Origin of the sequence: Parasphingomonas puruogangriensis (genome assembly GCF_036663635.1) — a bacterium.
Lineage (GTDB): Bacteria > Pseudomonadota > Alphaproteobacteria > Sphingomonadales > Sphingomonadaceae > Sphingomonas.
The window spans coordinates 1-26,381 of the sequence record NZ_JAXOJI010000003.1 but is presented as its reverse complement, the minus strand read 5'-3'; the positions used below and the strand labels follow the sequence as shown (position 1 = coordinate 26,381).

Here is a 26,381-nt window from a genome sequence, read left to right as displayed (position 1 = left end):
TTCCCCGCAAAATATCCCTACATGTTCCCCCGCGAAAGCGGGGGCCCAGAGCCACAAGTGCCGTCGCTTGGCCCTGGGCTCCCGCTTTCGCGGGAGAACGGGAAAGCATATGGTCGAGCCAGCGGTATAATCGCCAACCACATCCTGGGTGACGCACGCCGCGCATTCCCGCTACACCCCGCCCATGTTTCGCCGCCGCCGCCCTCGTCCCGACCATAGCCTGACGCTGCACCGCAAGAGCAGCACGCCGCCCTGGCTGTCGCTGCTGCTACGCGTCGGCCTGGCCTTTGCCCTGATCGGCGTGGCGCTGGCCATCTTCTGGTTCGATCGTGCCGGCCTGCGCGACAATAGCGACGGGTCCATCACCTTTCCCGACGTGGTCTATTTCACCATCATCACCATCACCTCGGTAGGGTATGGCGATATCGTACCGGTGAGCACGCAGGCGCGGTTGATCGACAGCTTCCTGGTCACGCCGATCCGGCTGTTCGTGTGGCTGATCTTCCTTGGCACGGCCTATGATTTCCTGCTCAAGCGGGTGTGGGAGAAATGGCGCATGACGGCGATCCAAGAGAAACTTACCGGCCATATCGTCGTGATCGGCTATGGCACCAGCGGCACGGAGGCGGTCAACGAGCTGATCCGCCGCGGCGCCGCGCCCGGCTCGATCGTGGTGATCGACGACAGCCAGGCCGCGCTCGAACTGGCCAAGGATTGCGGCGTCACCGTGATCCAGGCCGATGCCACGCGCAATGCGACGCTCGAGGCGGTGCGGCTGGCCCGCGCCAAGGCGGTGATCGTCACCGCCGGGCGCGACGATACCTCGATCCTGATCGTGCTTACCGCGTGCCGCGTCGCGCCGCACGTGCCGATCAGCGTGATCATCCGATCGGCGGATAACGAGCCGCTGGCGCGCCAGGCCGGCGCCGATACGGTGATCAACCCGGCCAGCTTTGCCGGCTTGCTGCTCGCCGGCTCGACCCACGGGCCGCACATCGCCGATTATATGGCCGATCTCGCGGCGGCGGACGGTCGTGTCTCGCTGCACGAGCGCCTGGTCGCGCCCGACGAAATCGGCAAGCCGCTGTCCGCGCTGACCACGGGTCTCGGCGTCCGGCTCTATCGCAACGGCGCGTGCCACGGTTTCTGGGAGCATGAGGCCATGGCGCTGCAGGCCGGCGATGCCCTGGTCGAAATCGTGCCGCGCGACGAACCGACAGGCGATCGCCCGCTGGCGGCGGCGTAAAAACACTGTGCGACGAGACGCCTTTTATGGCAGCACGATCGGACCTGGCGACCAGCCCGCGCTGACCCCCGAGGCCGGCCGGGCGGGCACCGTGCCAGGCCTGACCTTAGACTAACCTTAGCAGTTCGGACCGCATCTCTTATGACCAAAATCGGCATCATCGGCAGCGCCGGACGGATGGGGCAGGCGCTCGCCGCGGTCATTCCCGATATGGGCGCCACCCTGGTCGGCGGGATCGATGCCGGCGGCGATCCTGCCCGGCTTGCCCATGAAGCCGATGTGCTGGTCGATTTCTCCGCTCCCTCCGCGCTGGAAACGACGCTGGCGGCCGCGCGGCTGACCGGCACGCCGATCGTCATCGGCACCACCGGCCTTGCCCCCACGCACCATGCGCTGATCGATGCCGCCGCCACCGATATCGCCGTGCTGCAGACCGGCAACGTCTCGCTGGGCGTTACCTTGCTCGCCAAGCTGGTGCGCGAGGCCGCCGCTGCGCTTGGCGCCGACTGGGATATCGAGATCGTCGAGATGCACCACCGCCACAAGGTCGATGCCCCCTCCGGCACCGCACTGCTGCTCGGCGACGCGGCGGCGGCGGGGCGCCAGACGACCTTGGCCGAAAGCCGCGTGTCCGACCGCGCCGGGCTGACCGGCGCACGAAGCGAAGGCACGATCGGTTTCGCGAGCCTGCGCGGCGGCTCGGTCGCCGGCGATCATCAAGTGGTGTTCGCCGGCACTGGCGAGCGGATCGAGATCGGCCACCGCGCCGAGGATCGGGCGATCTTCGCCAAGGGCGCGATCACCGCAGCCCTGTGGCTGGTCGGCAAGCCGGCCGGCCGCTACACGATGGGGGAAGTGCTCGGCCTGTGAAGAAGGCGGATATCTTCGAATTCTACCGCCGCCTGGCCGAACACGATCCCCATCCCGAAACCGAGCTTGCTTACGGCAATCCGTTCCAATTGGTCGTCGCCGTCGCGCTGTCCGCGCAATCGACCGATATCGGCGTCAACAAGGCCACCCGCGCCTTGTTCGCCACGGTCGATACGCCGGAGAAGATGATCGCATTGGGCGAGGATGGCCTCAAGCAGCACATCAAGACGATCGGCCTTTTCAACACCAAGGCCAAGAACGTGATCGCGCTGTCGCACCTGCTGGTCGACGAATTCGGCGGGGTCGTCCCAGGCGATCGCGCCGCGCTCGAACGCCTCCCCGGCGTCGGCCGCAAGACCGCCAACGTGGTACTCAACGTCGCCTTCGCGCAGGAAACGTTCGCGGTCGACACACACATCTTCCGCGTCGGCAACCGCACCGGCCTGGCGCGTGGCAAGACGCCGCTGGCGGTCGAATTGGTGCTCGACAAGGTCACGCCGCAACCGTTCCGCGTCCATGCGCATCACTGGCTGATCCTGCACGGCCGCTATGTCTGCAAGGCGCGTACGCCGGAATGCTGGCGATGCATCGTCCGCGATCTCTGTGCGTTCAAGCCCAAGACAGCGGCGCCGAAGAGCGCCGCGAATCAGGAGACCAAGGATGTATAAGACCCTGCTCGCCCTGTTGGTCATCGCCGCCGCCGCGCCCGGCGCCGCGCGCGATCGCCGCGACCTGCCCACCGCCACGCCGGCGGGCAAGCCGGTCAGCTGCATCCCGCTGCGCAGCATCCGGCAGAGCCATGTCCGCAATGATAATGTCATCGATTTCGAGATGAACGGCCGGAAAGTCTATCGCAATACGCTGCCCAACAGCTGCCCGGGGCTCGGCTTCGAGGAAAGCTTCGCCTACCAGACGTCGCTCAGCCAATTATGTTCGACCGACATCATCACCGTATTGCAGTCGCCCGGCGCCCGCCGCGGCGCCAGCTGCGGGCTTGGCCAGTTCCAGCCGGTGACGCTGGCGAAGAAGGCACGGCGTTAAACGACTGGCGCGCGGCGCACGGCTTTGCTACGCGCTTCAATTGCATCGGCACCCGTAGCTCAGCTGGATAGAGCGCTGCCCTCCGAAGGCAGAGGCCACTGGTTCGAATCCAGTCGGGTGCACCACTTTTCAATGACTTAAGCGATGCCCGGTATCGCTTATCAAATATTCGTCGAATAATACGATGCCGTATTACCGCAAACATGCGCGCACAAGCGGTCGAATTGCGGGAGGATGCCTCGGTTTGATAAGCAAATGTGTATTGATTCGTCGAGCACGGGGGGGCGGGTCGCATTTGGAGTATCAACAATGACCGTCGCAAAGAGCCGATGGCTAAGCTATCCCGACGCTCTTGCAGTCGTCAGCAATGGCGCACCGGAAGGCGCCGATCCCGAGCAAATTGTTGTGCACGCTATACGCGATGGTTATGTCGGATTTAGCGGAGAGAGCCAACTTATCGAACAGTCGATGGACGACACAGATTTTGTTGTGCGAAAAAGCCTTAGTCGGCCAGGCACCCCCTTTAGCGTTAGATCTAGAGTTAAGAACCCTCGTTATTCGCATATTGAGTTTGACTTGGCTTGGGGCGTATCAGGCTCGGATTATCTCATCGGATTATCCCCCGAATCTCCTGGCTTCTGGGAAGTTATTACCAATATCCAGATAAATGAAAAGGATTTTCGCAACTTCCTCAGCAAGAAATTCTATTTTAAGTCTATAGATGTTCCCGTTGGTAGATCTCGAAAGAGCGATGGATGGTTGAAATTTGCTATTACAGTTATCGCTTGGTCGAAGACCGGTAAATTAAACCAAAGTTCGTTTCCGAAGTATAAGGATTTTGTTGGCGCCATCACCGCGTCCATTAGCGGTAGGGATGACAACAGCTTGGAGGAGCGTAGAATACGCTATGATACCAAGATCCTGTACGATATATTCGTGCAAACAGACAGCCCCATTAATTTGCATCAATATTTTGATCTCGATGGCGTCGAGATTGATGCAGATGCGTTGTTGTTCGATGCGATATCCCGAGTTGTTTCCAAAAAAGCCTAAACCCGTCCGGCGTTGATCCGTGCGGGTGCCTCCTGAGGAGCCCACCGCATAGCCCTGGTCAATCACGATCAGGTTTATGCAGGAACGTACTTATGTTGGAAAAGAAGATTGGCGTCAGCCTACCGTCGCGGCGCACCGTGACTGTAAAGGAATGTTGCGCCCTTTGCGGTATCTCTCGCTCTACGGCTTACAAATGGTTCGCCGGAGGTATGCTTACTAGCTTCACCGTGGGACGGAAGCGGTTCGTATCTCTCGCGAGCATCGATGCGTTGCTCGGTGGCGCACATGACGGGGAGGTTTGCTAATGGTTTCGCAAACAACGCGTCCGCTCGCATCCGGCATTTCGCCGCCCGCGTCGCTCAAGCTGCTCGATGAGGTTTTGCTGCCAAGCCCCAACCTGCATAGCGTATATCGCAATCTTCGAGGAGAGGGGCAGTCTCGCACGACGTTCGCCTCGCTTGCGGACGTACGTGTGTTGGCAGACATCGAGAACGCGATCACTGATCAGATCAGTCGGAGCGAAAATATCGGCGTCGGGAACATTGGTCTTGAATTCCGGACCGATGCAGCCACCGAAAGCGGTTCTTCTACAGGTCGGTTGGACACCAAGGCACTGAGCAAGCACTTCGCGAAGCTCAAGATACTGCGCCCGCATTCCATTAGTAGGATCGTGGTAGCATGCGCGTTGGCGAGCGCCGACGAAGATGCGTTCGCCATCTGGCCAGTGTTGGTCACCTTGGTCTTGCCCCGCCATGATGCCAACCATCGCCCGGGGAGCGCCCAAGGTCCTATTGGCAGATCGAGCGCTCAGCCACTCGGTCCGCGGCCCGAGCTACGTCCGACGTGGACGGAGGCGTCGCGTCCTGAGGACGTTGCCACGATGGTCCGGCAATTCATGGACGCGCCCGCCATCGTTCGCCGGGCATGTGCAGATCTGGCCAAGAATATGAAACATCCTACGTGGCGAAGTAGTGTCGCGGCTCGCCACTTGTGCCAATTTCAGCTCGAAGCCCTGCTCCCGGCTGGCAGAGCTTTTTTTGGCGCGGGCGACGGGGACGTCATTTTGCGCATTGCCGTGACGAAGCCGGCAAGCCGGGCGCGAGCCGCAAAGAAAGCTGAAAACTCGGTCAATCGTGATGATTTGGTCGACCTTTTCTGGACCGATGCGCACGCGCACGGGCGCACCAAACCACCATTTGTGATCATTTAGCAGGTGTAGCCCTGGTCATAAAAGACCGGGGCGCACTTACTGTAGTGTCACACAATTGCGGCTGCACAGAAGCAAATCCTGCCATAACACCCCGGCAATATTGTAGTATGCACCACCCAATGGGCATTAGGCTCATACACGGGTTGATGGGGTGTGCCGATAGCGCTGGGGTACCAATCCAAGGTAATCCCCATGTCAAAGTTTTCCCAAATCAACCGCCCCCTCGGGGTTCGTGAAATATTCATAAATGAAGCGCGTATTTTCAGACGTAAAAGGGATATGGCGTTGAAAAGTGTTGTGCTCACAGCAGACGATACCGAAGCTATTAATGTCATGGACGGCAGGGATCCTGGCCTCACCGCATTCCTGGCCAGCAACAACGTTGAGCGTCTGCCCTTTGCGCTGGATTTGTCGAGCCAGGTTTTTGATATCGCGAAAAGGTCTCAAGATCTGCATTTTCTACACGTCACCATAATCAACGATGCGTTCGAAACTTCAGACGAAAATACCACCCTGTTGATCAAGGCTATGACCGACGAGGCCCGTGAAATCCTGTACGCCATTTCACCCGATTGGGTCGCCGGTGCTGAGCTAGCCGTGTTTGCCAACCGCGTTCACCCGCTCGGCGGTAAGGTCATCAGCCCCCACGTTCATGCCACCGTGTGGGGCCACGGCATCTTCGCCCAGGCTCAACGCATAGCGGCCAGCTATAATGCTCGGCTGACGGCGGGGGTGTCGGGCTGCGTGCCGGTACTGGTGCAGCGAGTGCGTGCAACACAGGCCGATCTAGAGCGGGTTGTTGTCTATCCGTACCGCCCGCCAGTGCGAACGAAGACCGTGTACCACAACCCCGAAACCGGTCACACCAACCTCCACGAGTCAGAGGCGGGCGATCGCTATGTGCGATATTTGCGTATGTACCAGCTGCTCAGCCAGATGCAGCAGGATCGCCTTTGCTTCTCCAGCGGCGCGGGCGTCGAAATGCGGCGTGCAGCATTGAGCGAAGTTCACCGGCGACTGGAACTGACTACACAGCGAGGGGACCGCGCGGAGCAGATTGAATGGGTGGAGCACTTCTGGTGCGAATTCATGCCGCGGATACGGCTATCGCGCTTCGCGATGCCTAAAATCGTTACTCGCTAATCAACTGGTCCCGGGTGGCTGCTGATGAAGGTTGCGGCCACCCGGGAACTTAATGACCCAAAACTAGACGTTCAGCTGCGTTGGGTCGCTTTTCGAAAACGGCCGTTCGTCGTCTAATCGCGTTGGTTGCAAGAGGTTTCTGAGATGCCGTTGCCGGGAGCATGGTCGTCTTCGCGGTCGACATCTGCCGCCGCATGGTGGGGCTACGCGGGCGACCCTTCCAAGGTTCAGGGCGCACTTCATTGCCATGAAGGCATGGGGTGCAACGAACGGCGCGGAATGGATCAGCCTACGTCCCGGCAGGACGTCTCGTGGCGCCTTGCGACGCGGACGAGCTCGGGAATCAAGCTGCTGCGGTTTTCTCCCTGAACGGCTCACCGGTGATCAGCATGCTGTGCATGATGACGGCGAGCTTGCGGGCGACCGCGACCGCGGCACGTTTAAAGCCAAGCCGTTCTCGCAATCGCAGCCCCCACATTCGCAGATCGCATTCGGATCGACTGCGCGTGAGGAGGACTGTTGCCGCTTCATAGAGCAGGCCGCGCAGGTGGCTGTCGCCGCGCCTGGAGATATGCCCGTCATAGTCGATCTCGCCAGACTGATAGCGCCGCGTCGTCAGCCCGACGAACGCTCCCACTGACCTCGAATGCTTGAAATTGGTGGGCTCCTCGATCGCGCTAACGAACGACGTTGCGGTCACCACACCGACACCCGGGATCGACATCAACAGCTGGCAGGCCGCGCTGCGCCGCGCATCCGCCAGAAGCTTGCGTCCAAGCTCTGCGGCGCGGAGGCGAACGGTGTGCCAGGCTTCGAGCAGCGGACGGATGATCTGGCCCAGATCTATATGGTCGGCGAGCAACGCATGAACATGATGCTCGAACTTGCCGCCCATGACAGCGGGAACGACCAAACCGAACGTCTTCATCAGGCCCCGGATCTGATTCGACAGTTCCGTGCCGATCCGCACCAGCCGGGTCCGTGCCGCCACCAGCGTGCGCGTAAGCATGCTGTCGAAGCTCTTGACCCGCACTTCCTTGTAGAACCCGACCTCAGCAAGATGGGCCAGTCCGTCGGCATCGTTGGCGTCGGTCTTGTTCGCGGCCATATCAAGAGCCGCCTTGGCATGGCGTGCGTCGATGCAGATCGCCGGCATCCCTTCCGCGGCGAGCGCATGGAAGAACCAAACCGAGAGCGGGCCAGTCTCGAACACCACCCGCTTGGCAGCCGGCGCATGCTTGCGGATCAACACCGCAAGGAGATGTGGATCCGAGGGGCACTTGCCGCGCCAGACACGCTTGCCGTCACGCCGAATAGATACTGCAGTCTCTTTTAAGGAAACGTCGAGCCCGATATACTCGTCCATGGCTGTTCTCCATCAGATGCTTGGGCCCGGCTTCCAGTCGTGAGCCCGTACCTCCATCATATCGGGGAACAGCCACCAGCATCCATCTCGAACGCTTGGGCTTCGCTCCCGCGATTACCCCATGTTCAGGTGCTTCCTTACCTGGACCGATCGCTTGTCACTCTCAGCCCACCCCTCCCTGCCCGTCCGTGCTGGTGCTGTCTGTTGCGCTAAGGGGAGCGAAGGCTGAGCATGTTTAGTCCCGCCCTCGGCCGACAACCAAATCCCTCACCCTCAAATCAGCGAAAAAGTCGGATGATCCTCGACAAGAGGGATGTGGAGCAGCTCACGGTCGCGACGGGCGGCAAAGCGACAGTCGCGGGCGGAGGTGCCGGCACAGCAGAGACGGGGACTTCGCCGTTGTTGTAGTATCGTGCTTTTGCCTTTCGGTCGCGTGCCCGCGCTCCCGCAATCTGCTCATCCGACCACGCTTTGGCCCATTGCACTTTCCCGCGCTGCACAATGTAGTGTGACCGGCAAGGCAGCGTCCAACTTCCGATCGAGGGAGCTAGCGACACGTCTTCTCCATCGTAAGTAAGCCGCCAGTCCGTAGGCGTGAGCGGCGTCACCACCTCCTCGCCGCAACCGCAGCAGCACGAGTGCACCATGGTCGCATATGGGATGCTGATATAGAGCATTCCCGGATCGAGCGTCTCGGGAACATCCTCGACGAAGGACGGCTGCAGCCGATCGATGCGCATGATCAGCCCTCGCTGCTGAGAAGCAGGTTACCGTCGGTCGTGTAGGTCATGTGATGCTCGCCCTCGAGGTCACGGTAGAACCCGCGCAGCTTCTTCCACTTGATGACGGCCAAGACGGCATTGAGCGCGTTCAGGTCGGCAACCTGGATGTTGGATGCGTAGATGTCACCGGCCGCGGCATCCGCAAGCGCGACGTGGCGACGTACATGATCGCGATGCTCCGGAGTGCTCGCGGTCACTCGCAAGATGCCACCCAACGACCCTTCGTCGAGTTCCAACCCCATGCCGACATCGATGAAGCTGACGCCGTTGCGCTCGAGTCGCTCAATCACCGCCCGCTTGGCGGGACTCGCATCCATCGACACGAAGGCGAAACTGACACAGTCCAGCGCACTGACATTGGCAGCGTCGAGAAAGCTGTCGTGCGGCACAATGCCAGTTCGCATGGGAGCATACATCTGCGCGAAGTAATCAACTTTTTTCGGAGCATCGCGCAGGACCTCGATTGTCGGCGTACCCGGCGCACGAAAAGCGTTGTGCTGCAAGAACACATCCCCGTCAAACAGGTGAATCTCACGAGCAGGTGTCTTTGCAACCAGATCAAGGATGTAGGAGCCAGTTCCGCCGAGCCCAATGATCGCTACCACCTCGACGGCGAGAAGGTCGGACAAGCCTCCTATGCCGACCCGGTCCGAAGCTGTCTCAGTAAAGCGAAACACGCTCTTTTCTTCGTCCTCAGGGGTGCGAAACACCCTTGCGGTCGAGCCGGGTTCCACCACGGCGGCTGGCCCGGACAGGATGGCCAAGTACGTAGTCATCTTGTGATAATAGTCGATGTAACCGCCCTCGGGTTTGCTTGAGAACGAGTGGCGAGCGGTCGCTCCGTTGCCGAAGTCGAATTGACCCGAGCCGTGCGCGATCTGGGTGATGGCGGTCCCATCGGCTTGGCAGGGAAATTCACCATCGAAGTAGGCGACATGATTATCGGGCGTCTGCGTTCGGTCACCTGCCAGCGTTAGCGAGGACAAGAGCGTCCCGCGCCGCAGGGCTCGGCTCGCATCGACGTAAGGGACCTCCCTCATGACTAACAGGCCCCCGCGGATTTCGACGAAATATCCGTCGTCACGAAGACGCTGAAGGTCCGGATTACGACTGAACAGTGCGCGTGACATTGAAGACAGTCCCTTCCTTGACATGAACCACGCCGCCGACCGCAAGGTCACCGGCGTGAGGCTGGGACGCGGCATGGCGATACGTCATCGAGAACACCGCGTTTGGAGTCGTGTCGTTCGGGAAGGCGATCTGGACGATCTGCTCGAAGGTCACTTCGATGCCGGGCACCGAGCGCCCGCGTCCGTTGACCTTGATAAGCGTCGTCACGTCAACGTCGGCGACGTAGAACCGCTCGACGCCCGCCTTGGTCAAATCGACGAGCTCGCTAGGATTGACTATGCGGTCGTCGCCGTCCGCGATCGCCAAGAAGACGCCCTGCGTCCCGCTTGCTACCGCAAGCTGGGCAAGGACCTTCCCGCTGATCGTCGGCTTGCCCCAGTCAATTTGTGCGCCGGAAATCATGAGCCGGAAGCTGCGGTCGGACTGAAACGCAACGAAGCGTTCCACACCAGCTCGATGAATTTCGAAAGCCTCGTCGAGACGGATATCCTCGAAGTTTCCGTCTGTCAGGATCGCAAAAAGCGCAACATCTCCACCAGCTTCGAAACCTCCGCTGGCAAGGATTTCGCGTCCTGTCGGGTTGGCACTGCGTAGTCTGATCTTTCGAAAGGCGAGATCGGCTTCGGCGATCTCGATCTCGTAGGGTCCGCTCGGTGACTGGGCGGCGGTCGGCTCTGCCCGAAGAGAACTGGTAGTCATGTCGTCATCCTTCTGCACGCCTGATCGCGATAATAGCCATTTAATGGCTGCTTGGTGGCTATGCAAGGGCTGCTTCTTAAATGATTTTGGTTGACACGGGTACAGAGCTGGCTAGTACGCGGGCAGGAGTTATGATGATGACCAAGCGGACGATGACGCTGAATCTCTCGGACGAGGAGATGGAAGCACTAGAGGCGCTCAGCGCCAAGAAGGACCTCAGCAAGACAGGGCTGCTTCGGCAGGCGCTGCGGCTTTATCAACGCGTCGAAGAGCGCCTCGAGCGCGGCGACACCCTGTTTTTCGAGGACGAGGCGAAAAAGCATAAGGCGGAGATCATGATGCTATGACCCCGTCGGGTCCAAAGCGGATTTCGCCAATAAAGCTGATTGACGGAAGCCTGCGAAAGCCGGTCGACGCCGAGCTGTGGAGCCCGATCACCGAGACTAATCTCGCCGATTGGGAAGCAGTATGGCAACCTGAGTTGCAGAAGCAGATCAACCTACTCCGGCAAGCGGGCGTTCATCGGCAGCTCTGGCCGCAGAGCCGCAAGTGGGACTGGCGGGCAAAGCAGGCGGCGCTGACGCAAAGGCTCGGCAGCGCCTCGTTCGCTATCGTGCACGCAGGCATGACCCAAGCGATGATGATCCTGGACTATGCGCGCCGTGCGAAAGCTGCTGGCGAGGAGGGCAGGCATCTCGCCTACGTTGACTTTCTCGAAGCGGCACCCTGGAACCGTAAGACGTTGACCGGCGGCACGCCGCGTTTTGCGGGATCGGGAACTATCCTTATCGGAACGGCAGTTCAATGTAGTATCCAGCAGGGCTTCAAGGGCCGCATCGGACTTCATTCGCTGCCGCAATCCAACGACTTCTACGCAAACGTATGTGGCATGGTCGATCTTGGCGCCGACCCGAACTACGAGCGTTTGCGTTATTTTGAGATGACACCAGAGATCGCGACACGCTTTCTGAAGATCGGCAAACGTCATGGAAGTTGAGTTTACACCGGAGTGGTGCATCGCAATGGCGGAGCAGGAGATCGACTTTGAAGTCGGCGCGGGAACGCTGGCGCTTGACCCCACGTTCGACGAGCAGGGCTCGGATGGGACGCAACCGGCGTTGCAAGACCCAGGCGATGAGTCGCGCCTCGCGCTCGGTCGATTTGTCAGCCTCGCGCGACGCAGAAGTGGCCTAACGATCGAGGCGCTCGCGCAAAAAATCGATCTTGAGGTCGGCGAGGTCTTGAGCATCGAGCGCGATCCGCATCACGTTCCGAACACCCGAACCGTCTACCAGCTAGCGATGGTCTTCGGCGTCTCCCAGCAAAAGCTTATGGGATTGTCAGGCCTCACGCGGCCAAAGGACGTACGCTATCTTGATGAGGCTGTTCGGTATGCGGCGCGGTCGGAGTCGATCGAGCGCCTTTCAAGGGATGAACAGGAAGCGCTCGATGGCCTCATCGCGGTTCTTAGCGAGCGAAGCGACTGAGCACGGGGGCCGTCATGCCGAAAAACGTAATCTTGAAGCCGCGAATCGCGGCTGACGTCGATGCCAGAGTGGCACGCGTTATCGAACGGCTCGGCAACCCCGAGCCGCCGCTTACCCTTCTTGTCGTCCGGGAATCGCTCAAACTCGACTTCAGCTATTTCTCGGGACGCGACGAGGGTGTTCTTCAGGAAACCATCGCCAAACTCCGCGTTGCTGGAAAGCAGGTGATCGCCAACCCAATGCTGCTGCTGAGAGCAGTTCGCAAGTTCGACCTCCGCGCACTCTACTTGCCTGACCGTCGACGCATTCTGCTCGACGAGGATCAACCCAAACTCAAGCACCGGTGGAACGAAGCTCACGAGATCGGACACAGCCTGATCCCATGGCACGAAGGAGCGATGCTGGGGGATAACGAATTTTCCCTGCTTCCCGTGTGTCATGACGAACTAGAGGCCGAAGCAAATTACGCTGCCGGCCGTCTGATCTTTTTGCGTGATCGTTTCCGCGTAGAGTGTCGTTCCCTGTTGCCGTCATTCAAAAGCCTGGAGGCGCTTTGCAAGCGCTATGGCAACACGAGAGCAACGACGTTTTGGCGTTGCATTGAGTATTGGGGCGAGGATGCGCCGATGGTCGGACTCATCACAGGCCATCCGCATCGGTCCAAGCGTCAAGCCGACTTCGATCCGCAGAATCCATGCAAGCATTTTGTTCAATCAGCACTTTTTGCAGAGCATTTCTCGACGACAGTCGAGACTGAGGTGTTCGGTGAGATCGTTCGCTATTGTGGAAGCCAGCGCGGCGGCACCCTCGGAGCGGCCGAAGTCATCTTGGTAGACGACAACGGCGATGCTCACAGCTTCGAATTCGAGACGTTCTGCTACCACCATCAAACGCTGACACTTGGAATATATAAGGCGCCATACTCTGCAATCTTACAGGTCGCATAGTTAACTGTAGGCGCACTCGACACCAAGGTCCGCGGCTGAGTTGGTCAGTCAGATCGCACAACCTGATAAACGAAGAGCAGATCGGCGCCTTAAAGCGGATAGATATCTTTCGCCAAGCTGGAAGTTGGACATCTCCTAGCCCATGAACGTGCAAGAAGCGCGCAGCAAGTACCTGCAAGCCGCCAATCCGTTTTCCACCGCCCGTAGGCGTTAAAGCGTTAAAGCCTATTGCTCCTCCATATGAACGGAGGTCTGCTTATGTCCATCGCCGCCTGTAAGCGGACCCGCCGCTATCCACCCAGGTTTCCCAACGCACCCGGTCCGACCACACCCATAAAATCAAGACTGATCAAAATAAGCAGGCTGGTGAGCGGTCGTTTTAGGGCCAGCGGCCGTCACCGTATCGAATCTACGGATACGCCACTTTGATAATCGATCCAACGCGTCCATCATTTCTGATACAATTGGCGGCCACAGATTGCCGCGTCGAAGGGTGAAGGTCTATGGCCTTGCAGAAGGGCACCAATGCGGGCGATATTACGCAAAGGCTACTTGTGCCATTTGAGCGAAAATGCCACGAGTTCACGTCGCCGTACCAGCAGGACGGATACCGGCGGATATACGGAGTTCAGTAGGTTGCCCGGTTTCGCCTTCGGGCGACGCCTGGCACGAGACACGCCTGGCCGCGAACGCGCAGTACTTGGAACTTCATAAATTTGAAGATCGCCAGAAGGGATTTTCGATTTGCCAGACGGTTCTGATGACGAGACCGATGGACATGACGCCGCGTGCGATATGATTTTCCACGGCACGAACACCGGGATCTAGAACCACTGGCGCACCGTCTCCCCGTCCTGGTATCAGGTATGTCATGCCAACCCGAGCGCCGCCTGAGGCTATCACCTACCTGGCCTATCTCGAGGAGATGGCAACGATGTATCCGGACACGGCGGTCGAGGCGCCCGGGCTCGGCACGCTAGTGCCTCGCCCCGCGATCCTCGGGCGCAAGTTCGTGCGGGCGCGCTTCAGCGGCATCCGCGCATCCTTGTTTGACGAGATGAAGGAAATCGTTGGGCTCGCCAGTGACGGGCTTCTGTCGGACGGCGCGCGCCAGCAGCGGCGCGCCGCGCTCCGCGACGCCTTCAAGCGCTTTCCTATCCCCATCGTCGACCTGTTCTGGGCAGGCGACGATCCGGTCGCGCGGAACCGTCGCGAACGGACAATGCGGCTCCACCATTGGTTTCAACTCGAAGTGACACCAGGCGAAGCCGAGGGTGCACGGGAGCCGATATTCATGGGGGAGCCCGATGCGGGGCGCCCGGCTGAACCCGGTTTCGAGTCTGGCCAGCTCTTCGGCCTTCGGGCGTTGTCGCCGCAAGAGGAAGAGCCGCTGCGCGACATCTTCTCCCTGGCGCATGTCCCCGACGCGGATTTTGACGAGGGTCCTGAGGGTTCCTCGGGCGCGCCGCCTCCCGACGATAGCGACGGGCCCGAGGATGCCAGCGTCGCCGTCGTTTGGTCCGAAGAGCGGGAGGCGAACGAGGAGGAGCTTGCCGAGCCGGAGCGCGATCGGCTCCGCGCAACATATTCCGGCCGCACCTCCACCAACCGCGACGACCGGCAATATGTGAAGATCAGCCGGTGACTGCGGCACTCAAACGCGCGCGCATCGGCGGTGCCGATGTCGCCAATATCAAGGCACCGCCCGCCGTTGCGCGAGCAAAGGAGATCAGCGGTGCCCGCATCTACGATGTCGGGCAGGGCGATGCGATTGCGATCATCGATGCTACCGGCCGGACCATCCTGCAGCTCGACTATGGCGGAAGGCAAGGCAATCCCTTCGAGGGCAAGAGCAGCGTCGAAGTCGACCGGATGTTACCCGTACCCAAGGGCGCGCTCGTCATGGTGACGCACTGGGACGAAGACCATTGGTCGAGCGGTCCGAAGGGAGATGCCGCGAAATCCTCGGATTGGCTTGTGCCCCGGCAGGTGACGTCACCCCGCGCGGTGCGCTTCGCGGCCGATCTCGATAAGGTGCGTTGCATTCCCGAGGCGATGGTCGGCACCGTATTCGAATTTCTCGCAGCGAACGGCGACGCCGTGCTCTGGCAGAAGATTGCACCGTCATCGCCGTCGCCCTCCGTCCACGAGAACTGCAACAAGACGGGCGTGGCCGTCGCTTTGCTGCGGCGTTCGGGTGACCGCGGGCAGGTGATTTTGCTTCCAGGAGACGCGCCGTTCGAGCAGGTGCCGTTATTCCAGAACCTGTATCGCGCAGGGATGACGCTGACCGGGCTTGTCGCCTTCCATCACGGCTCGAAATACCATTGGACGCATGGCACGCGGTCGATGCTGCGTCACTGGCCGGTGACGCCGGGGGGACCTTGCGAAGTCGTCTTCTCCTATGGCGCTGGGAACAGCTACGGTCACCCGCATCTGGATCGCTACGACGTCCTTGCGGGCCGACAGGTGATTGCCACGCCTTCCCTGCGAGCGGCCAAGACTGGCTACCATGACATTCTTTTCCGGTAAGCCGTGAAAGGAATCGCCGGGCCGACGGTCGGCGGCAGTGCGCTCAAACTGAACGTTGCCTCGGCCCATCTGGCAGGTAGCTTCGCCGGTGAGAAACCGACCACGTTACGAAGAGGTGAGTTGCCGCGAAGCCACCCCCGAGCCCTCCTTAACGAGCGACCGAATGTCCAGTACCGACAGTAGGCGCCAATTGCCACAATTAAGCCAATTTCTTTCAGGACCAGAATACGCTGGATGGCACAGCCATCTGCTGAAAATAGAGGGCGCAATCTTTAGAGTCGCTCTATCAAGGCTCCATGATCACATGCCGCTTTGACAGAATTCTGCGCTTACGATTCATCGTTTCCATTGCGACGGCAATCTTGGCAGCCATTGCGCCTTTTGCGGCCATTGCGGCTGTGTCGAAAACAGATCACGTCATTACAATCCGAGCAAACGACGCTCTCATCCTTGCTCCGAAGGAACATAAGGCTTGGTACGAACAGGGCATTTGGCCGGTAGCCGGCGCGGCACTCGCCCTGATCATCACAAACGGCATCACGGTTGGTGTCGTCTATCTCCAATCATCTCGATCCTTTAACGCACTACTGCGCCAGCGCCAAATCGAACGCTATGCAGCTTCGTTGAACGACTTTTATAATCCCCTGCTAGCCCTCATGGACATTAACAAGGAGATCTTTGAAAAGACAGGGCCGCCGAGCTTTCCCGAGGACGAAGTTTTTCGTAATGCAGCTGGCTTAGTATGGAAGCAGACTAAGAAAAAGATCCTCGCCAATAACATTGGCATCGAGGCAATTCTTCGCACCAAGACGCATCTGCTCGGAGAATCAGATTCTCTCGACTCTTATCATCGCCTGCTAGTTCACGTGGCTATGTATGAAACGTTTCAACGAGTAGAAACCGATCTGTATCGAAGCTTCCTTTTCCCCGGAGACATCCGCAGTCACATTGTCGCCCAGCGCTCTGCCGTACTCGAAATTTACTACCAACTTACCGGAGAACAGATTTGAGCACGAGTTGGCTACGACGCGAACTTGCCCAGAGTGATGCGCGCACTGATAGCGGCGATCCGATCCTGAGCGTCATTCTGCCAAATGGGCGGGAAGAGCGCATATATTGCCCAGAGCCGGACGAATATCGTGTCAGCGCGGATGTCGTTGAGAAGGCTGCCGCGCTGGGTGCCACGATCGTGGCCTATAGCTCGAACTGGTGCGATGCTACCGTTGAGGGCAAGGGTCATGCGAGAGTTCGAGGGATAAGCGTTTTGCCCTTTGCCGGCTTATTCGCTTACATGAAGCGTAAAGGTGTCACATTCACGCGATGACCGCCTGGTTGCGAGCCGCGATGCCGGAGGAAACAGCCAATCTCCAGGCAGCGTTCCTTTTTGGCTCGGCTATCAATGCCATTGCGGCTCCTCGCGACATCGATATCGTGTTGGTGACGAAAGCCGCTGCCGGGGAGAATGGGTGGCACACGATCCGGAAATGGCGCGATCGTCTCGCGAAGGATTTCATAGAACAATTCAATCTGCCGCTTTCGGCGATGGTAGTTACGCCGTCCGAATGGGCGGAGATCGACGGTGTTGTAGTTCGAGGACGGGAAGCTCTCATTTGAACGATTCGGCGCCGAGAGGTGCTGAACATGGAAACTCTCCCCGGATGGCCAACATACCGAAAGCACACTCTCGTCGTCAGGCGCGCGAACGGCTTCGTCTCAATTTCTATCATGCAATTGCCGCTTCGCCCGAGGCATGACGTTGCGTTTCGGCGAAATCAACGGATGCCTGAAGTTGGAGGTTGCGAGGTTGCGACAGCTGCGCTGAATGTCGCCTTCTGGGTCCGCTCGGCCGCGAAACTGGCCAGGCTGCGCACGGACGGCCCGCTGCTCTGTAACGCCCTATCGTGATGCTTTGCGAAATGATGGCTACGTCCTGCAAGAAGACGTGCATGTCGGTCTCGGGACTCGGTCGGCTTCGTTGAGCGAGGTCCTCGCGCGGCTGCTAGCCTTGGCGAACTAGCAAATCATGCGGCTTCGAGCTGGTCGTTATAGTCATCGCGTACCAAGATGCCGCGATTGACGAGGATTGTCTCGATCACTTTGTCGCGGACGTTGTGGCGCCTGGCGGCATGATCGATCTGCGCTTCGGTCGGATTGTCGAGATCGATCATCTTGGCGAGGCTGCGCATCGGGCAAAGCAGCGCCTGGGCAAACGCCCGCTGATATTTCTGGCGATCCGAGCGCGCCCGGCTCACCACGCCAAGCCCGCCGCCGCGGGTCCACAAGCTGTCGCCTATGATCCGGGCAAGCTCGAAACGGCGATCGACCTGCGGCACCATCTTGAGTGCTACGTGCGATCGATCGTGGGTCGAGGGGACGCGGACGGCATAGGGGAGGTCGCGCGCCGTCGCGGTCGCGGCCTTGAGATCGCTCCAGCGGGTTTGGAGAAGGCCGCCAAGCGTGTCATTCTTGATGATATCGGGAAGCGCTAGCGCGTCGCGCAGCGCCATCGCCGCGTCTTCGGCTGCCCGCCACGGCGTTTGACCATAAGGATCATCGATCTCAGCGGCAGTCTTCGCGATCAGCGATAGATCGATTTCGATGTTCGACGCGCCCGCTGCGGCGAGCACGGTTTGGAGCGTCGCCGGCGCACTCTGACCGGGCGCGGCAATCGCCGCTTCCTCGACCGATTCTGCGCCGAGCTGCTCCTCATAGGCGGTCATCGCTTCGACGACGCGATCGGGTGCCTTGTCGGGGTCGAAGCCAAGACAGGCTTCCAGCCGCCGCCAGCCGGCAAGCGCCTCGTCCTTACGCTCGATATCAAGTTGTCCGATCAAAACCTTGAACGCTTCCGCATCGACATAACGCGCGCAGTTCCCAAGCACCTGCTCGAACAGCGCATCGACGCCGTCCTCATATTCCTTACCCAGCATACTAAGCGGCTGCCAAGGCAGATAGCGAATCCCCGGCTCGTCCCTAGGCGTACCGAGCGTCGAGGCAAGCATGACGCGTGGACCTCCGCCATAGATCATGATTGACGGCCACAGCTCGTCAGCCGAGCCCGAGCTCATCTCGTGGCGCAGGCGCCAATCGATCGTGGCGAGGGACGGGGCGCCAAGCGGCTCATAGCGCAGCCGCCACCAATTGTCGGCGAACCAGAAGGCAAGGCTGACGACCGACGCGCGGAAACTGTCACGGTAGCGATGGTACCGCATTTCGAGTATCTGGGTCAGCAGATGCCCATGCGCGGCGATCCGGACGTTCGCGACGCAGTCATCATTCTCCAAGCCTTTTGGCGGGAAGTCGAGATGGATATCGAACGACATGATGGGTCCTCACCTATAGCGGGAGCTGGCGGCGTGCAATGCACGGCGGAGCTGGGGTTCTGCCCTGTCGCGGGACGACGGCAGCGTCTCGAGCCAAGCACGGTAGCGCGCAATTACCTTCTGGCCGAACACATTTGACGGACGCATTGGATAACCGTGATATTCTGCCTGGCTCGCGGTCGTCAGGCGCAGCTCGTAGATCCAGCCATTTTCGTCGATGGTCCAGAGCATCGTCGGGTCGCCCTGGTCAATGAGATCACCGAATAATCCGGCTTCGATCCCGCGCTCGATCAGTCGGGCGATCCGCGGCTTGTCGGCAAGCTCGAACCCGGCATCCTCGCAGAAGGTCCGGTCGGCACTGACGCCGTGCCAGGGATCGAGGTCCCAGATGTACGGATTGCGTTTGTGCTTGCCATAGCCCCTATACCAGGCCCGTCCGGCAAGGTGCGTGCGCGCTGCCGCACTCGGCAGTTCCGGCGAGAGGTTGCGCTTCACGCTCTCCTTGCGCGGCAGGTCGATCCGATCGGGTGGCTTCTTGCGGCTCATGGGCGTCTGCCTTTATCGCTCTGGGTGGTAACCGGAGGCGCCATGCCGTTAAGGTAGCAGGCTAGCACCCTGTGGAAAATGCCTCGCGCTGGTGACGAAGCGCGTGACCGCAGCTCTATACCGCTTTGGGCATCGCAGGCAGCACTGAGCCTTGACGGGTCTCGGCCTAGCAGTGACGATCGGCTGGCGGGGCGAGCGAGCGATGCCGACCGCGCGGGGGCAGCGCCTCCTCGACAAGGTAGTGGGCGCGGACAGCTAGGGCATAGAATACGTTACCGAAATGGAGCGTTGTGCCTACCGGCACCTCGCCCCTTGGCCTAGCCTGTCGAGCCCAAGGGGTTATATTAGAAGAGCGCGTTCGGCCGCGCGTCAGGCGGTAGTCCTTCCGAGCGTGAGAATGGTTACGTTAGGGTGAAAGGTTTGCTCGACCCGTTTCTCGATTTCGTTGACCATGGATGCTGTCAAAGCCACAATCTCGGTATCCGTGAGCACTGAACTAAGTTTCGCCTTGAGCTCGACGCTCAGTCCCTCAGTTAGAGCGGAACTGGCGGAAGCCTGGGTCAATACAAAGCCGGTGAGGGAATCATAAATCCCGTTTTTTGGATTGGCATTCAGCCAGGCAGCGCAGGGTTGGAGCGAAGTAGGCACTGTGGCGGCGGACAGCCGCGCCAGCAATGTTTGATTGATCTCGACGAAGATAAAACGCCCCTTCAGATCGATCGTCCGTGAACGAGATTTCGCATAGGCCGCCTTCATCGCCGCCTCAACTCCTGACATCTTGTTGGCGGGCACGCCGGCCAGCGATGCCAGAGCGACGAAATCGATGTTCGCGTTGAGGTTTCTGACCTTGCGGACCTTGGTCATTAGCGAAATCGGATCATCGCGAAGAACCTTATAAAACTCCAGGTTGCTGGCCTGTGCGTAGGTCGCGAGGTCGTTCTCGATCACATTGCCGCAGTAATTTCCGGCAAGGCTCATGCTACGCTGGTAAACCTTGCCGAGAACGTAATCGTAATCCGGAATTCCCCCAACACGTAGCGGAATGATCTTTGGCGAGCCGCTGACGATCGTAACCGGATTACCGCCATTACTAAGGCCGCAATTCTTCATCGCGCCACCACAGACCTCGCGGTCCGAGTAGGTGTTGCCGAGAATTTTGACCTTGGCGGCCGCCGGACCAGTCAAAGCAATGGCCGCAACCGTAAGCCCGAAGAAAAGAATTCTCATGATGCCCCCCCCAATTTGCCCAAATCTTGAGTCGGACGGTGCAAACTACATCTAATCGCCGAAACAGGCATGGGAAAAGTGGTGCGTCGGTCATTTCGAGACTGTGACGACGAGCGACCGCTTGTCTAGTGCCTTTGACGGACGGGCGCAGATGGTTAGCGACCGGCCAACCTGGCCAACCTCGGCAAACCGACGTTGGCATCCGGGCAAGCCCGTAACGTCTGTTTTCCTAGGTCGGTGCGACGTCAATCAGCGCTAGCAGATCCTCCGCGATAGCCGGCCAAGGCTGTGCCAAATTGATCGTGGCGATCGTGATTGGGTGACCTTGGATGCTGTAGGTTTCACGCAGTGACGTACCGTTAAATGGGTAAAGCAGCATCCCCTCACAGCCCGCAAACAGCGGATCAGCGGCGGCATTCTTGAGATAGGCGAACAGCTGGTACAAGTTGCCTGACTGGAAGCTTTCATCACCGTACTGACTGCGTTGCAGCGCGTTGGCATAGTATTTTGTGTCGATGATCAGCCGCCGCTTTGCGCTCTTCAGATAAACATCTGTGACCATGCTCGGTATCCTGCCTGCACCCGTAACTGACGTCGGCTTACCGTCCCACTGGATGGATAGCGGCAAGACGGCGAAGTCTGACTGCTCGGCCCGATAAAAATTACGCACGAAATCCTGAAAAACGTAAGCCATCTTCTGCTCGTCACGCAGGACATCGTTAAAGGCGAAGCCGCGACCTTGATTGTCGGGCAACAAGCAGTCGAACGCGAGCTCAGCTACCCTGAGAAGCAGATCGTAGTAGGCATTGTTGCGGTGCAGCTGGACGCGCGCAAAGGCAGTGCGCTCGAGCCAAATGTCCGACACCTCCGGCATACGCTGCGCCGTGCGCGCGAGATCAACGGCCAGCGCTGAATTCATCGTTTGCGCGCGCGAGAGCCGCCGCAGCGAAGCCTTGATAATCTGATTGTGGAGCAGGTCGTGGCTAAGCTCGTCGAACTCGCAGACCAGCCGGCGAACGCTGCGCGCTTGAAGACGTAGCGAGGCGCCCAATTCAATACGCCCGCGAACCGTCGTGATTTCGTCGGAGACGTCTTGGTAGTTTCGATCCAGCCCGCGTCGAAGCAGCATTCGGGTGCCGTGTAACAGTACGCGGCCGAGAAGGTTCGGCAAGTCGGGGCTACTACTTCCGCCAATCGAAATCGACTGCGCTTCCTCAAACCGGTTCCACGCATAGCAGAACAGGTAATAAATGTTTTCAATGGGTATCACAGGCGCGCGCTCAGGGCAGTTTCAGCAGCTGTTCGGCCCATTGGTCGGCCTTGGCGGGTGCGTCAAACCAATACTCGCGCAGTAGTGGTGCGATTTCTGTGCGAATGATGCGCACGTACCAGTTCGCTTCTTCCTCGCCAGCATTCGGACCGGCACAGAAGAAGCTGTGCCCGATCGCGAAGCCCGGACCCAGGTTCGCGACATCGCCAATGATCTCGGCGTTCAATACGCCTATCCTCTCGACGAGGATCGTGATCAGTCCGTCGGATACGCCCGCATTGGCGAGTTGCTGACGAAATTTCGGTGATGCAAGATTGGCCCGTACGTCAACGAAGCCAAAGCGCCGGCGTAGGGCGTAATCGACCACCGCCAGCGAGCGATCGGCGGTATTCATCAGCCCCAGCAAATAGACGTTGCTGGGCACATAAAATGGTGCCCGTCCCGAGGCGAGCGGCATGGCCCAATCGGCGTCGCGTTTGTCGGGCTCGATCAGCAGCATAAGCTCGCCGAGAATCTTGCTCAGATTGCCGCGGTTGATCTCGTCAATGACAAATACATAGGTTCGCTCGGGGTCGCCCTCAGCCTGCCGGCAAAATTCGACAAACTTTCCTGGCTTGAGCGCAAAGCCAGTCTCGGTCGGCCGAAATCCCTCGACGAAATCCTCATACGCGTATGACTGGTGGAACTGCACAAACCGGAGCCGGTCCCGATCTTTGACCCCCATCAACGCAAACGCTAGCCGCTGCGCTGCGTACGACTTCCCGACGCCTGGCGGCCCCTGCAGGATGATGTTCTTCTTCGCCCTCCAGAGCAGCATGATGTCTTCAGCTTGACTGCGTTCCAGAAACAGCGTGTCGAGCGCATCATCGAGCATATAGCGCGGCGGCTGGCTCGTTCTTTCATCAACGAGCTGATGGTCAACGTACGGCAGATTTTTGCCAACAAAGGTTTGGTACGCGCGATTGAGGATCGACAGCAAACTGGGCGTTGCCTCGGTTAGGTAGGTCCCTTGATTGAGCTCAAGCTTACGATTGAAGAAGAGCCCCCTCGCCCCACTCTCGACGAGCTCCTTCAACTCCGAAGTGAACGGTTCAGTCGATAGAAATTCTGACCGCGGCAATGGCGGATCAAGTTTCTTGTGATCTCGCAACTGAATGCGGTAGCCGGGCTGGTCGGCCCATTCGGTATTCGCGACCCCGGTGAAGCTGTCGTCGGCCGCGGCCGCAACCACTGATACGTCCGTGATCGCTTTGTTGTCGGTGAGGTGGAACACGATATCGCCCTCCCGAACCTGCGCCATCGCTCCATAGATCTGCCGGCCGTCCTTAGAAGTTTGTGGCGACCAAAGCGCCTGACCCAAGGCGTGGTCGCCGTCCATCCGATCCGCTCGCCCGGAAACTAAGGTCTTCTCTATCCAATATCGCCGGCCGCTTTCTACCGTCGAGGCGCCGTTCACATTAAGCTGTTCGGACGCGTCGACATCAGTCTCATCGTCATACCGAGGCCAAAGGCCTGCCCGCGGTGGAATTGGAGGTAGCCAATTAGAGATCGCATCACGCTTCTCATCCAGCAATTTTAGGAAAGCTGCCTCGCCCGCTTGGTTACACTCAAACGCGCCTTGCAGGCCGAGCTCACCTGACGAATGTGTGAAACGGATACGCGCCGGGGCTGCATCAAAGCTCGCGAGTGTTGCTAGTGCGCGATGCGCGTTGCTGTCCTTCCGGCCAAAGCGAATTTGCGGGATACCAGTGCGGTACCAGTCGAAGCCTAGATCATGGACTGCGCGAGCCATCGCGCAAAAGCTCGATGCTTGTTCATCTGTCCAGTTGACACGCCGTGTCCTGAAATATTCGCAGCTATCGAACAGACGGAGGAGCTCGCCGTCAGACATGGCCGAACCGCCGAGCTCATAAGTGAACGTTGTCGTACTGCTCGCCACCGGACCTTTCATCACGGGCGCTGCCACGCTGGCCAGCTCCTGAAATTTCCGTCCGCCGAGTGCCTGGCAAACATTCGCATGCGCAGCAGTGAGGCCGAGGCGGTCATGCACATCACGAGCGACAATCGTCACCGAACTTAGCCCTTCAGCTCGGGCGGGAGCAATGAAAGTGTCTAGCGCAAGCGCTCGAATTCGATCTGCGTCAGCTTCCACTTTCTTCCTCCCGCTAAACTGCCATGATCCCAGCCGAAACGCCTCGAACGTGCAAGCTTGAATGGGACGACTGCGACTGGGCGGGTAGCGGAGTGGCAGCTAAGGGGGGCCACTCGATATGCTGATACTCCGTAACCTGTGCTCGAGCTGGTAAACGAGGACCCAGAACACGACATCCAGCCGTCGTTGCGCGCTTCCCAACTTCAGACGTCCGTTAATGTCGCTCGACGCCTCGACGCGCAGCCGTGGAATGACAAAAGGTGGGACGAAGCCGTCATTCCGAAGTAGCTTGCCGAAGGGCAGCTCTTGCCACGAGCGGACGTTCGCCCACCCCGGGCGATCCCTCTGGACGGCTCGTGAGCTCCCTGTGAAAACTTGATCCAGCATGATACTGTACCGCTGTGAACGGTGGAAAGTCCTGGGGCAACTGCGCCCATTGGCACCCAGTCCTTGCAAGACACTGAAGCGCGTTCCACAGATCCCGTGCGCGGTGTAGGCGCGGACGCCCTACCTTCGTCGTTGGGGCCCGCAACCGGGCGATAACTGCCCACTCCGCGTCGGTGCAGTCGCCTGTGTAACTCTGACCTCTTCTGCCATGCTCGCACCGAGCGGTTTCGGTACAGCCGGTCCCGTGCTCTTCGCACTCCCCGACGAGTCAACAATCGCTGGAAACCTCTTAACTCAATTTTCAGTTTGTCTCCTATGATATCTAAAGCGGTTGACTCACTCTCAATAGCGACGATGGCAATTGTCTAAAATCTTGGAAACCAAAGGCAAAAATAAACTTGCCACGCTGCTTTATCGTAAGGCCATGACGTTCCCGAATTGATGGATCATAAATGTTTGTTTTGTCGTTATACATTAGCTTGGCGGGGCGCCCAATTATCTTGTCGGTCATTCGTCTATCTGCATAACATACGCTTGGGGCCAAGCCTGGCTTGATGTTACACCGCTTTTCCAAATGACCGTGCGATCGATTAGCCCGTCGGTGTATCCTGATAGCAAGCACATATTCATAGCCAACCTCATCGCACATTGCCTTTCCTAGCACATGGTCAATATCCAATCGACCACTAGAAAGCAAATTGGCCCCTTCCGGAAAAATTGTTGCCGCTGCTTGTCGATACCCCTTGTAAAATGGACGAACGTACAGCAATCGATGCGAGCCAGATATAATTACCGCGGCATTTTTTAGTTCAATTCCTTTAATTTGGAAAGCGGTTCCGTCTATAGCCGACGTTACACTTGATAGTTTATAGGCCGCTATTGGAATAGAAGAAACGTCTAGACCATCAAACATTGTTGAAATGCCGCGATTTGAATCGGGGTCAACTTTTTTGTCCAATCTGACAGGCATGTATTATTTCCTGATCAAAAATCGATATATGCAAGGCTGTTGGCGTCGGCCTACATGACAGCTAAAGGGCGTGGTCCGTCCTACCTTTGACATTGATGGTATGAAGCTTCTGACCCAATGTCACCGTGGTTCTCCGATCGGCAATCGACGTAAAGCCACTGATATAGCATATTAGAGATTATCGGTTCGGGTCTAAGCTAAAGGTGGACTCTTCGAGAGCTGATCATATGGGGGCAATGACGATTGGAGAACTTTTGGTTGGGCTCTTTGACCGGCCTTCCGCTTACCTCCGGCCGACCTCGGCCGCGCCGGGGAAGTTAATCGCCTTCAACACTGAGTGATAGCACTGATCTCGGACGCGACCCAATCAAGCCCCTCCTTGACCTAGCGACGAGACATATTCCCGCCAGCCATGCCGCCCGCTAGGTGGTTATGTGACGTCCGCGATCGGGATCTCGCGCCGTACTCGAGAACGACGGGGATTTGGGCGGTCCCTGACAGAGGGGCCCGCGCCGAGCGATGGCAAGTTCCGGCGGAAGCTGCTGTTCGAGGTCCGATCAGCGAACGACCTATTCTGGTCGATTGCCGCCCTTCCCTGCGAAGGTGGACGAGACCCAATCATGGACACTCAGCGTCCCCTCGCGCTTCCCAACTCCGGACTCTCTCTGTGGATGGCTCCCGCGTTGCAAGTGTAATTCGACGATGTGACGTAGGGTCGGGTGCAGCTCTCTGTTCGGCCTGTTGGCGCAGCCGTTGAAGGACTGCTGGCCCTGATGGAGTCCGCGAGCTGGGTCCCACCTCATTCAACAGGCTATAATGCCTTGAGCGTCCGTTGGGTTGTCCCTGCTCCGGTCTGACCGGTTCGCCATCACATCGCATCGCGCTTAGAGACCGTTTGAGAATGTGTTGATGCGGCGGCTCTGGCGTGATTCAAGCTTGGGATGTGGACCCAAGCGAGCCGCAGCCGGATGGCTGGATTTGAAAAGCGATCGAAGCGCT

Annotated in this window: 27 protein-coding genes, 1 tRNA gene and 1 pseudogene; 17 read left to right on the top strand and 12 right to left on the bottom strand. The window is 59.0% G+C overall.

All coding sequences use genetic code 11. The features are described 5' to 3' along the window. Positions 1 to 184 precede the first annotated feature (184 nt). The 9 genes from U1739_RS08755 (at position 185) to U1739_RS08720 (ending at position 6,563) form a co-directional block, all read left to right on the top strand. Positions 185 to 1,246, top strand: coding sequence for a potassium channel family protein (locus U1739_RS08755; protein ID WP_332706706.1), 1,062 nt, complete (start codon positions 185 to 187; stop codon positions 1,244 to 1,246). Between the two features lie 141 nt (positions 1,247 to 1,387). Next, complete coding sequence (gene dapB, locus U1739_RS08750; RefSeq protein ID WP_332706703.1) at positions 1,388 to 2,116, top strand: 4-hydroxy-tetrahydrodipicolinate reductase; 729 nt, start codon at positions 1,388 to 1,390, stop codon at positions 2,114 to 2,116. After that, on the top strand, positions 2,113 to 2,784 hold the full coding sequence (nth, locus tag U1739_RS08745; protein ID WP_332706700.1) for an endonuclease III: 672 nt from the start codon (positions 2,113 to 2,115) through the stop codon (positions 2,782 to 2,784). Before dapB ends, nth begins: the two co-directional genes overlap by 4 nt. Further along, positions 2,777 to 3,157, top strand: coding sequence for a hypothetical protein (locus U1739_RS08740; protein WP_332706697.1), 381 nt, complete (start codon positions 2,777 to 2,779; stop codon positions 3,155 to 3,157). Before nth ends, U1739_RS08740 begins: the two co-directional genes overlap by 8 nt. Before the next feature lie 48 nt (positions 3,158 to 3,205). Further along, a tRNA-Arg gene (locus U1739_RS08735) sits at positions 3,206 to 3,282 on the top strand. Between the two features lie 184 nt (positions 3,283 to 3,466). Further along, on the top strand, positions 3,467 to 4,210 hold the full coding sequence (locus tag U1739_RS08730; RefSeq protein ID WP_332706694.1) for a hypothetical protein: 744 nt from the start codon (positions 3,467 to 3,469) through the stop codon (positions 4,208 to 4,210). Positions 4,211 to 4,302: 92 nt separating this feature from the next. Further along, positions 4,303 to 4,515, top strand: a complete 213-nt coding sequence (locus U1739_RS21160) for a helix-turn-helix domain-containing protein (RefSeq protein ID WP_443025524.1) — start codon at positions 4,303 to 4,305, stop codon at positions 4,513 to 4,515. Continuing rightward, entirely contained in the window at positions 4,515 to 5,420 is a 906-nt protein-coding gene (locus U1739_RS08725; RefSeq protein WP_332706691.1) for a hypothetical protein, read from the top strand. The genes U1739_RS21160 and U1739_RS08725 overlap by 1 nt, the downstream gene beginning before the upstream one ends. A 192-nt stretch (positions 5,421 to 5,612) precedes the next feature. Next, complete coding sequence (locus U1739_RS08720; RefSeq protein WP_332706688.1) at positions 5,613 to 6,563, top strand: hypothetical protein; 951 nt, start codon at positions 5,613 to 5,615, stop codon at positions 6,561 to 6,563. Positions 6,564 to 6,906: 343 nt separating this feature from the next. On the opposite strand, the gene U1739_RS08715 is transcribed toward U1739_RS08720, so the two are convergent. From U1739_RS08715 to U1739_RS08700, 4 genes are all read right to left on the bottom strand, one after another. Next, positions 6,907 to 7,929: an IS110 family RNA-guided transposase gene (locus tag U1739_RS08715; protein WP_332706685.1), complete on the bottom strand. Its 1,023-nt coding sequence runs from the start codon at positions 7,927 to 7,929 to the stop codon at positions 6,907 to 6,909. Positions 7,930 to 8,207: 278 nt separating this feature from the next. Next, positions 8,208 to 8,669 (bottom strand): ubiquitination-like system serine protease family protein, encoded by a 462-nt coding sequence (locus U1739_RS08710; protein WP_503647078.1) that lies wholly within the window; start codon positions 8,667 to 8,669, stop codon positions 8,208 to 8,210. A gap of 2 nt (positions 8,670 to 8,671) precedes the next feature. Continuing rightward, entirely contained in the window at positions 8,672 to 9,841 is a 1,170-nt protein-coding gene (locus tag U1739_RS08705) for a ThiF family adenylyltransferase (RefSeq protein WP_332706682.1), read from the bottom strand. Then, entirely contained in the window at positions 9,816 to 10,541 is a 726-nt protein-coding gene (locus tag U1739_RS08700) for a multiubiquitin domain-containing protein (protein WP_332706679.1), read from the bottom strand. The genes U1739_RS08705 and U1739_RS08700 overlap by 26 nt, the downstream gene beginning before the upstream one ends. A gap of 137 nt (positions 10,542 to 10,678) precedes the next feature. Here U1739_RS08700 and U1739_RS08695 point away from each other — a divergent pair, with 137 nt between their 5' ends. The 7 genes from U1739_RS08695 (at position 10,679) to U1739_RS08665 (ending at position 16,517) form a co-directional block, all read left to right on the top strand. Next, complete coding sequence (locus U1739_RS08695; protein ID WP_332706676.1) at positions 10,679 to 10,888, top strand: ribbon-helix-helix protein, CopG family; 210 nt, start codon at positions 10,679 to 10,681, stop codon at positions 10,886 to 10,888. After that, positions 10,885 to 11,538 (top strand): GNAT family N-acetyltransferase, encoded by a 654-nt coding sequence (locus U1739_RS08690; protein ID WP_332706673.1) that lies wholly within the window; start codon positions 10,885 to 10,887, stop codon positions 11,536 to 11,538. Before U1739_RS08695 ends, U1739_RS08690 begins: the two co-directional genes overlap by 4 nt. Next, positions 11,528 to 12,028, top strand: coding sequence for a helix-turn-helix domain-containing protein (locus U1739_RS08685; RefSeq protein ID WP_332706669.1), 501 nt, complete (start codon positions 11,528 to 11,530; stop codon positions 12,026 to 12,028). Before U1739_RS08690 ends, U1739_RS08685 begins: the two co-directional genes overlap by 11 nt. A gap of 14 nt (positions 12,029 to 12,042) precedes the next feature. After that, entirely contained in the window at positions 12,043 to 12,975 is a 933-nt protein-coding gene (locus U1739_RS08680; RefSeq protein ID WP_332706666.1) for an ImmA/IrrE family metallo-endopeptidase, read from the top strand. 934 nt (positions 12,976 to 13,909) lie between these two features. Beyond that, positions 13,910 to 14,620, top strand: coding sequence for a hypothetical protein (locus U1739_RS08675; protein ID WP_332706663.1), 711 nt, complete (start codon positions 13,910 to 13,912; stop codon positions 14,618 to 14,620). After that, positions 14,617 to 15,507 (top strand): ComEC/Rec2 family competence protein, encoded by an 891-nt coding sequence (locus U1739_RS08670; RefSeq protein ID WP_332706660.1) that lies wholly within the window; start codon positions 14,617 to 14,619, stop codon positions 15,505 to 15,507. Before U1739_RS08675 ends, U1739_RS08670 begins: the two co-directional genes overlap by 4 nt. Positions 15,508 to 15,803: 296 nt before the next feature. Further along, positions 15,804 to 16,517, top strand: a complete 714-nt coding sequence (locus tag U1739_RS08665; protein ID WP_332706657.1) for a hypothetical protein — start codon at positions 15,804 to 15,806, stop codon at positions 16,515 to 16,517. An 11-nt stretch (positions 16,518 to 16,528) separates the two neighbouring features. On the opposite strand, the gene U1739_RS08660 is transcribed toward U1739_RS08665, so the two are convergent. After that, entirely contained in the window at positions 16,529 to 16,747 is a 219-nt protein-coding gene (locus tag U1739_RS08660; RefSeq protein WP_332706654.1) for a hypothetical protein, read from the bottom strand. A gap of 80 nt (positions 16,748 to 16,827) precedes the next feature. Here U1739_RS08660 and U1739_RS08655 point away from each other — a divergent pair, with 80 nt between their 5' ends. Next, complete coding sequence (locus U1739_RS08655; RefSeq protein ID WP_332706651.1) at positions 16,828 to 17,121, top strand: hypothetical protein; 294 nt, start codon at positions 16,828 to 16,830, stop codon at positions 17,119 to 17,121. A 407-nt stretch (positions 17,122 to 17,528) separates the two neighbouring features. Here the strand turns inward: U1739_RS08655 and U1739_RS08650 are convergent, their stop codons facing one another. The 7 genes and pseudogenes from U1739_RS08650 to U1739_RS08625 form a co-directional block, all read right to left on the bottom strand. Next, the gene (locus U1739_RS08650) at positions 17,529 to 18,830 is read right to left on the bottom strand and encodes a hypothetical protein (RefSeq protein ID WP_332706648.1); all 1,302 of its coding nucleotides are present in this window, start codon (positions 18,828 to 18,830) and stop codon (positions 17,529 to 17,531) included. Positions 18,831 to 18,839: 9 nt separating this feature from the next. After that, positions 18,840 to 19,376, bottom strand: coding sequence for a hypothetical protein (locus U1739_RS08645; RefSeq protein ID WP_332706645.1), 537 nt, complete (start codon positions 19,374 to 19,376; stop codon positions 18,840 to 18,842). Between the two features lie 369 nt (positions 19,377 to 19,745). Next, positions 19,746 to 20,603 (bottom strand): hypothetical protein, encoded by an 858-nt coding sequence (locus U1739_RS08640; protein WP_332706642.1) that lies wholly within the window; start codon positions 20,601 to 20,603, stop codon positions 19,746 to 19,748. A 229-nt stretch (positions 20,604 to 20,832) separates the two neighbouring features. After that, a complete protein-coding gene (locus U1739_RS08635) occupies positions 20,833 to 21,873 on the bottom strand; it encodes a 5-methylcytosine restriction system specificity protein McrC (protein ID WP_332706639.1) in 1,041 nt (346 codons plus the stop codon). A 10-nt stretch (positions 21,874 to 21,883) separates the two neighbouring features. Then, a complete protein-coding gene (locus U1739_RS08630; RefSeq protein ID WP_332706636.1) occupies positions 21,884 to 23,944 on the bottom strand; it encodes an AAA family ATPase in 2,061 nt (686 codons plus the stop codon). A 355-nt stretch (positions 23,945 to 24,299) separates the two neighbouring features. Further along, positions 24,300 to 24,575, bottom strand: a pseudogene (locus U1739_RS21155) (transposase); the annotation flags it as partial. 159 nt (positions 24,576 to 24,734) lie between these two features. Next, complete coding sequence (locus U1739_RS08625; protein ID WP_332706633.1) at positions 24,735 to 25,382, bottom strand: hypothetical protein; 648 nt, start codon at positions 25,380 to 25,382, stop codon at positions 24,735 to 24,737. Positions 25,383 to 26,381: the final 999 nt, after the last annotated feature.

Excerpts from the sequence above, each read along its gene's own strand:
- U1739_RS08755 (WP_332706706.1), top strand. The coding sequence starts at position 185 with ATGTTTCGCCGCCGCCGCCCTCGTCCCGACCATAGCCTGACGCTGCAC.
- dapB (WP_332706703.1), top strand. The coding sequence starts at position 1,388 with ATGACCAAAATCGGCATCATCGGCAGCGCCGGACGGATGGGGCAGGCG.
- U1739_RS08740 (WP_332706697.1), top strand. The coding sequence starts at position 2,777 with ATGTATAAGACCCTGCTCGCCCTGTTGGTCATCGCCGCCGCCGCGCCC.
- U1739_RS08730 (WP_332706694.1), top strand. The coding sequence starts at position 3,467 with ATGACCGTCGCAAAGAGCCGATGGCTAAGCTATCCCGACGCTCTTGCA.
- U1739_RS21160 (WP_443025524.1), top strand. The coding sequence starts at position 4,303 with ATGTTGGAAAAGAAGATTGGCGTCAGCCTACCGTCGCGGCGCACCGTG.
- U1739_RS08725 (WP_332706691.1), top strand. The coding sequence starts at position 4,515 with ATGGTTTCGCAAACAACGCGTCCGCTCGCATCCGGCATTTCGCCGCCC.
- U1739_RS08720 (WP_332706688.1), top strand. The coding sequence starts at position 5,613 with ATGTCAAAGTTTTCCCAAATCAACCGCCCCCTCGGGGTTCGTGAAATA.
- U1739_RS08715 (WP_332706685.1), bottom strand. The coding sequence starts at position 7,929 with ATGGACGAGTATATCGGGCTCGACGTTTCCTTAAAAGAGACTGCAGTA.
- U1739_RS08710 (WP_503647078.1), bottom strand. The coding sequence starts at position 8,669 with ATGCGCATCGATCGGCTGCAGCCGTCCTTCGTCGAGGATGTTCCCGAG.
- U1739_RS08705 (WP_332706682.1), bottom strand. The coding sequence starts at position 9,841 with ATGTCACGCGCACTGTTCAGTCGTAATCCGGACCTTCAGCGTCTTCGT.
- U1739_RS08700 (WP_332706679.1), bottom strand. The coding sequence starts at position 10,541 with ATGACTACCAGTTCTCTTCGGGCAGAGCCGACCGCCGCCCAGTCACCG.
- U1739_RS08695 (WP_332706676.1), top strand. The coding sequence starts at position 10,679 with ATGACCAAGCGGACGATGACGCTGAATCTCTCGGACGAGGAGATGGAA.
- U1739_RS08690 (WP_332706673.1), top strand. The coding sequence starts at position 10,885 with ATGACCCCGTCGGGTCCAAAGCGGATTTCGCCAATAAAGCTGATTGAC.
- U1739_RS08685 (WP_332706669.1), top strand. The coding sequence starts at position 11,528 with ATGGAAGTTGAGTTTACACCGGAGTGGTGCATCGCAATGGCGGAGCAG.
- U1739_RS08680 (WP_332706666.1), top strand. The coding sequence starts at position 12,043 with ATGCCGAAAAACGTAATCTTGAAGCCGCGAATCGCGGCTGACGTCGAT.
- U1739_RS08675 (WP_332706663.1), top strand. The coding sequence starts at position 13,910 with ATGTATCCGGACACGGCGGTCGAGGCGCCCGGGCTCGGCACGCTAGTG.
- U1739_RS08665 (WP_332706657.1), top strand. The coding sequence starts at position 15,804 with ATGATCACATGCCGCTTTGACAGAATTCTGCGCTTACGATTCATCGTT.
- U1739_RS08660 (WP_332706654.1), bottom strand. The coding sequence starts at position 16,747 with ATGACCCTTGCCCTCAACGGTAGCATCGCACCAGTTCGAGCTATAGGC.
- U1739_RS08655 (WP_332706651.1), top strand. The coding sequence starts at position 16,828 with ATGACCGCCTGGTTGCGAGCCGCGATGCCGGAGGAAACAGCCAATCTC.
- U1739_RS08650 (WP_332706648.1), bottom strand. The coding sequence starts at position 18,830 with ATGTCGTTCGATATCCATCTCGACTTCCCGCCAAAAGGCTTGGAGAAT.
- U1739_RS08645 (WP_332706645.1), bottom strand. The coding sequence starts at position 19,376 with ATGAGCCGCAAGAAGCCACCCGATCGGATCGACCTGCCGCGCAAGGAG.
- U1739_RS08640 (WP_332706642.1), bottom strand. The coding sequence starts at position 20,603 with ATGAGAATTCTTTTCTTCGGGCTTACGGTTGCGGCCATTGCTTTGACT.
- U1739_RS08625 (WP_332706633.1), bottom strand. The coding sequence starts at position 25,382 with ATGCCTGTCAGATTGGACAAAAAAGTTGACCCCGATTCAAATCGCGGC.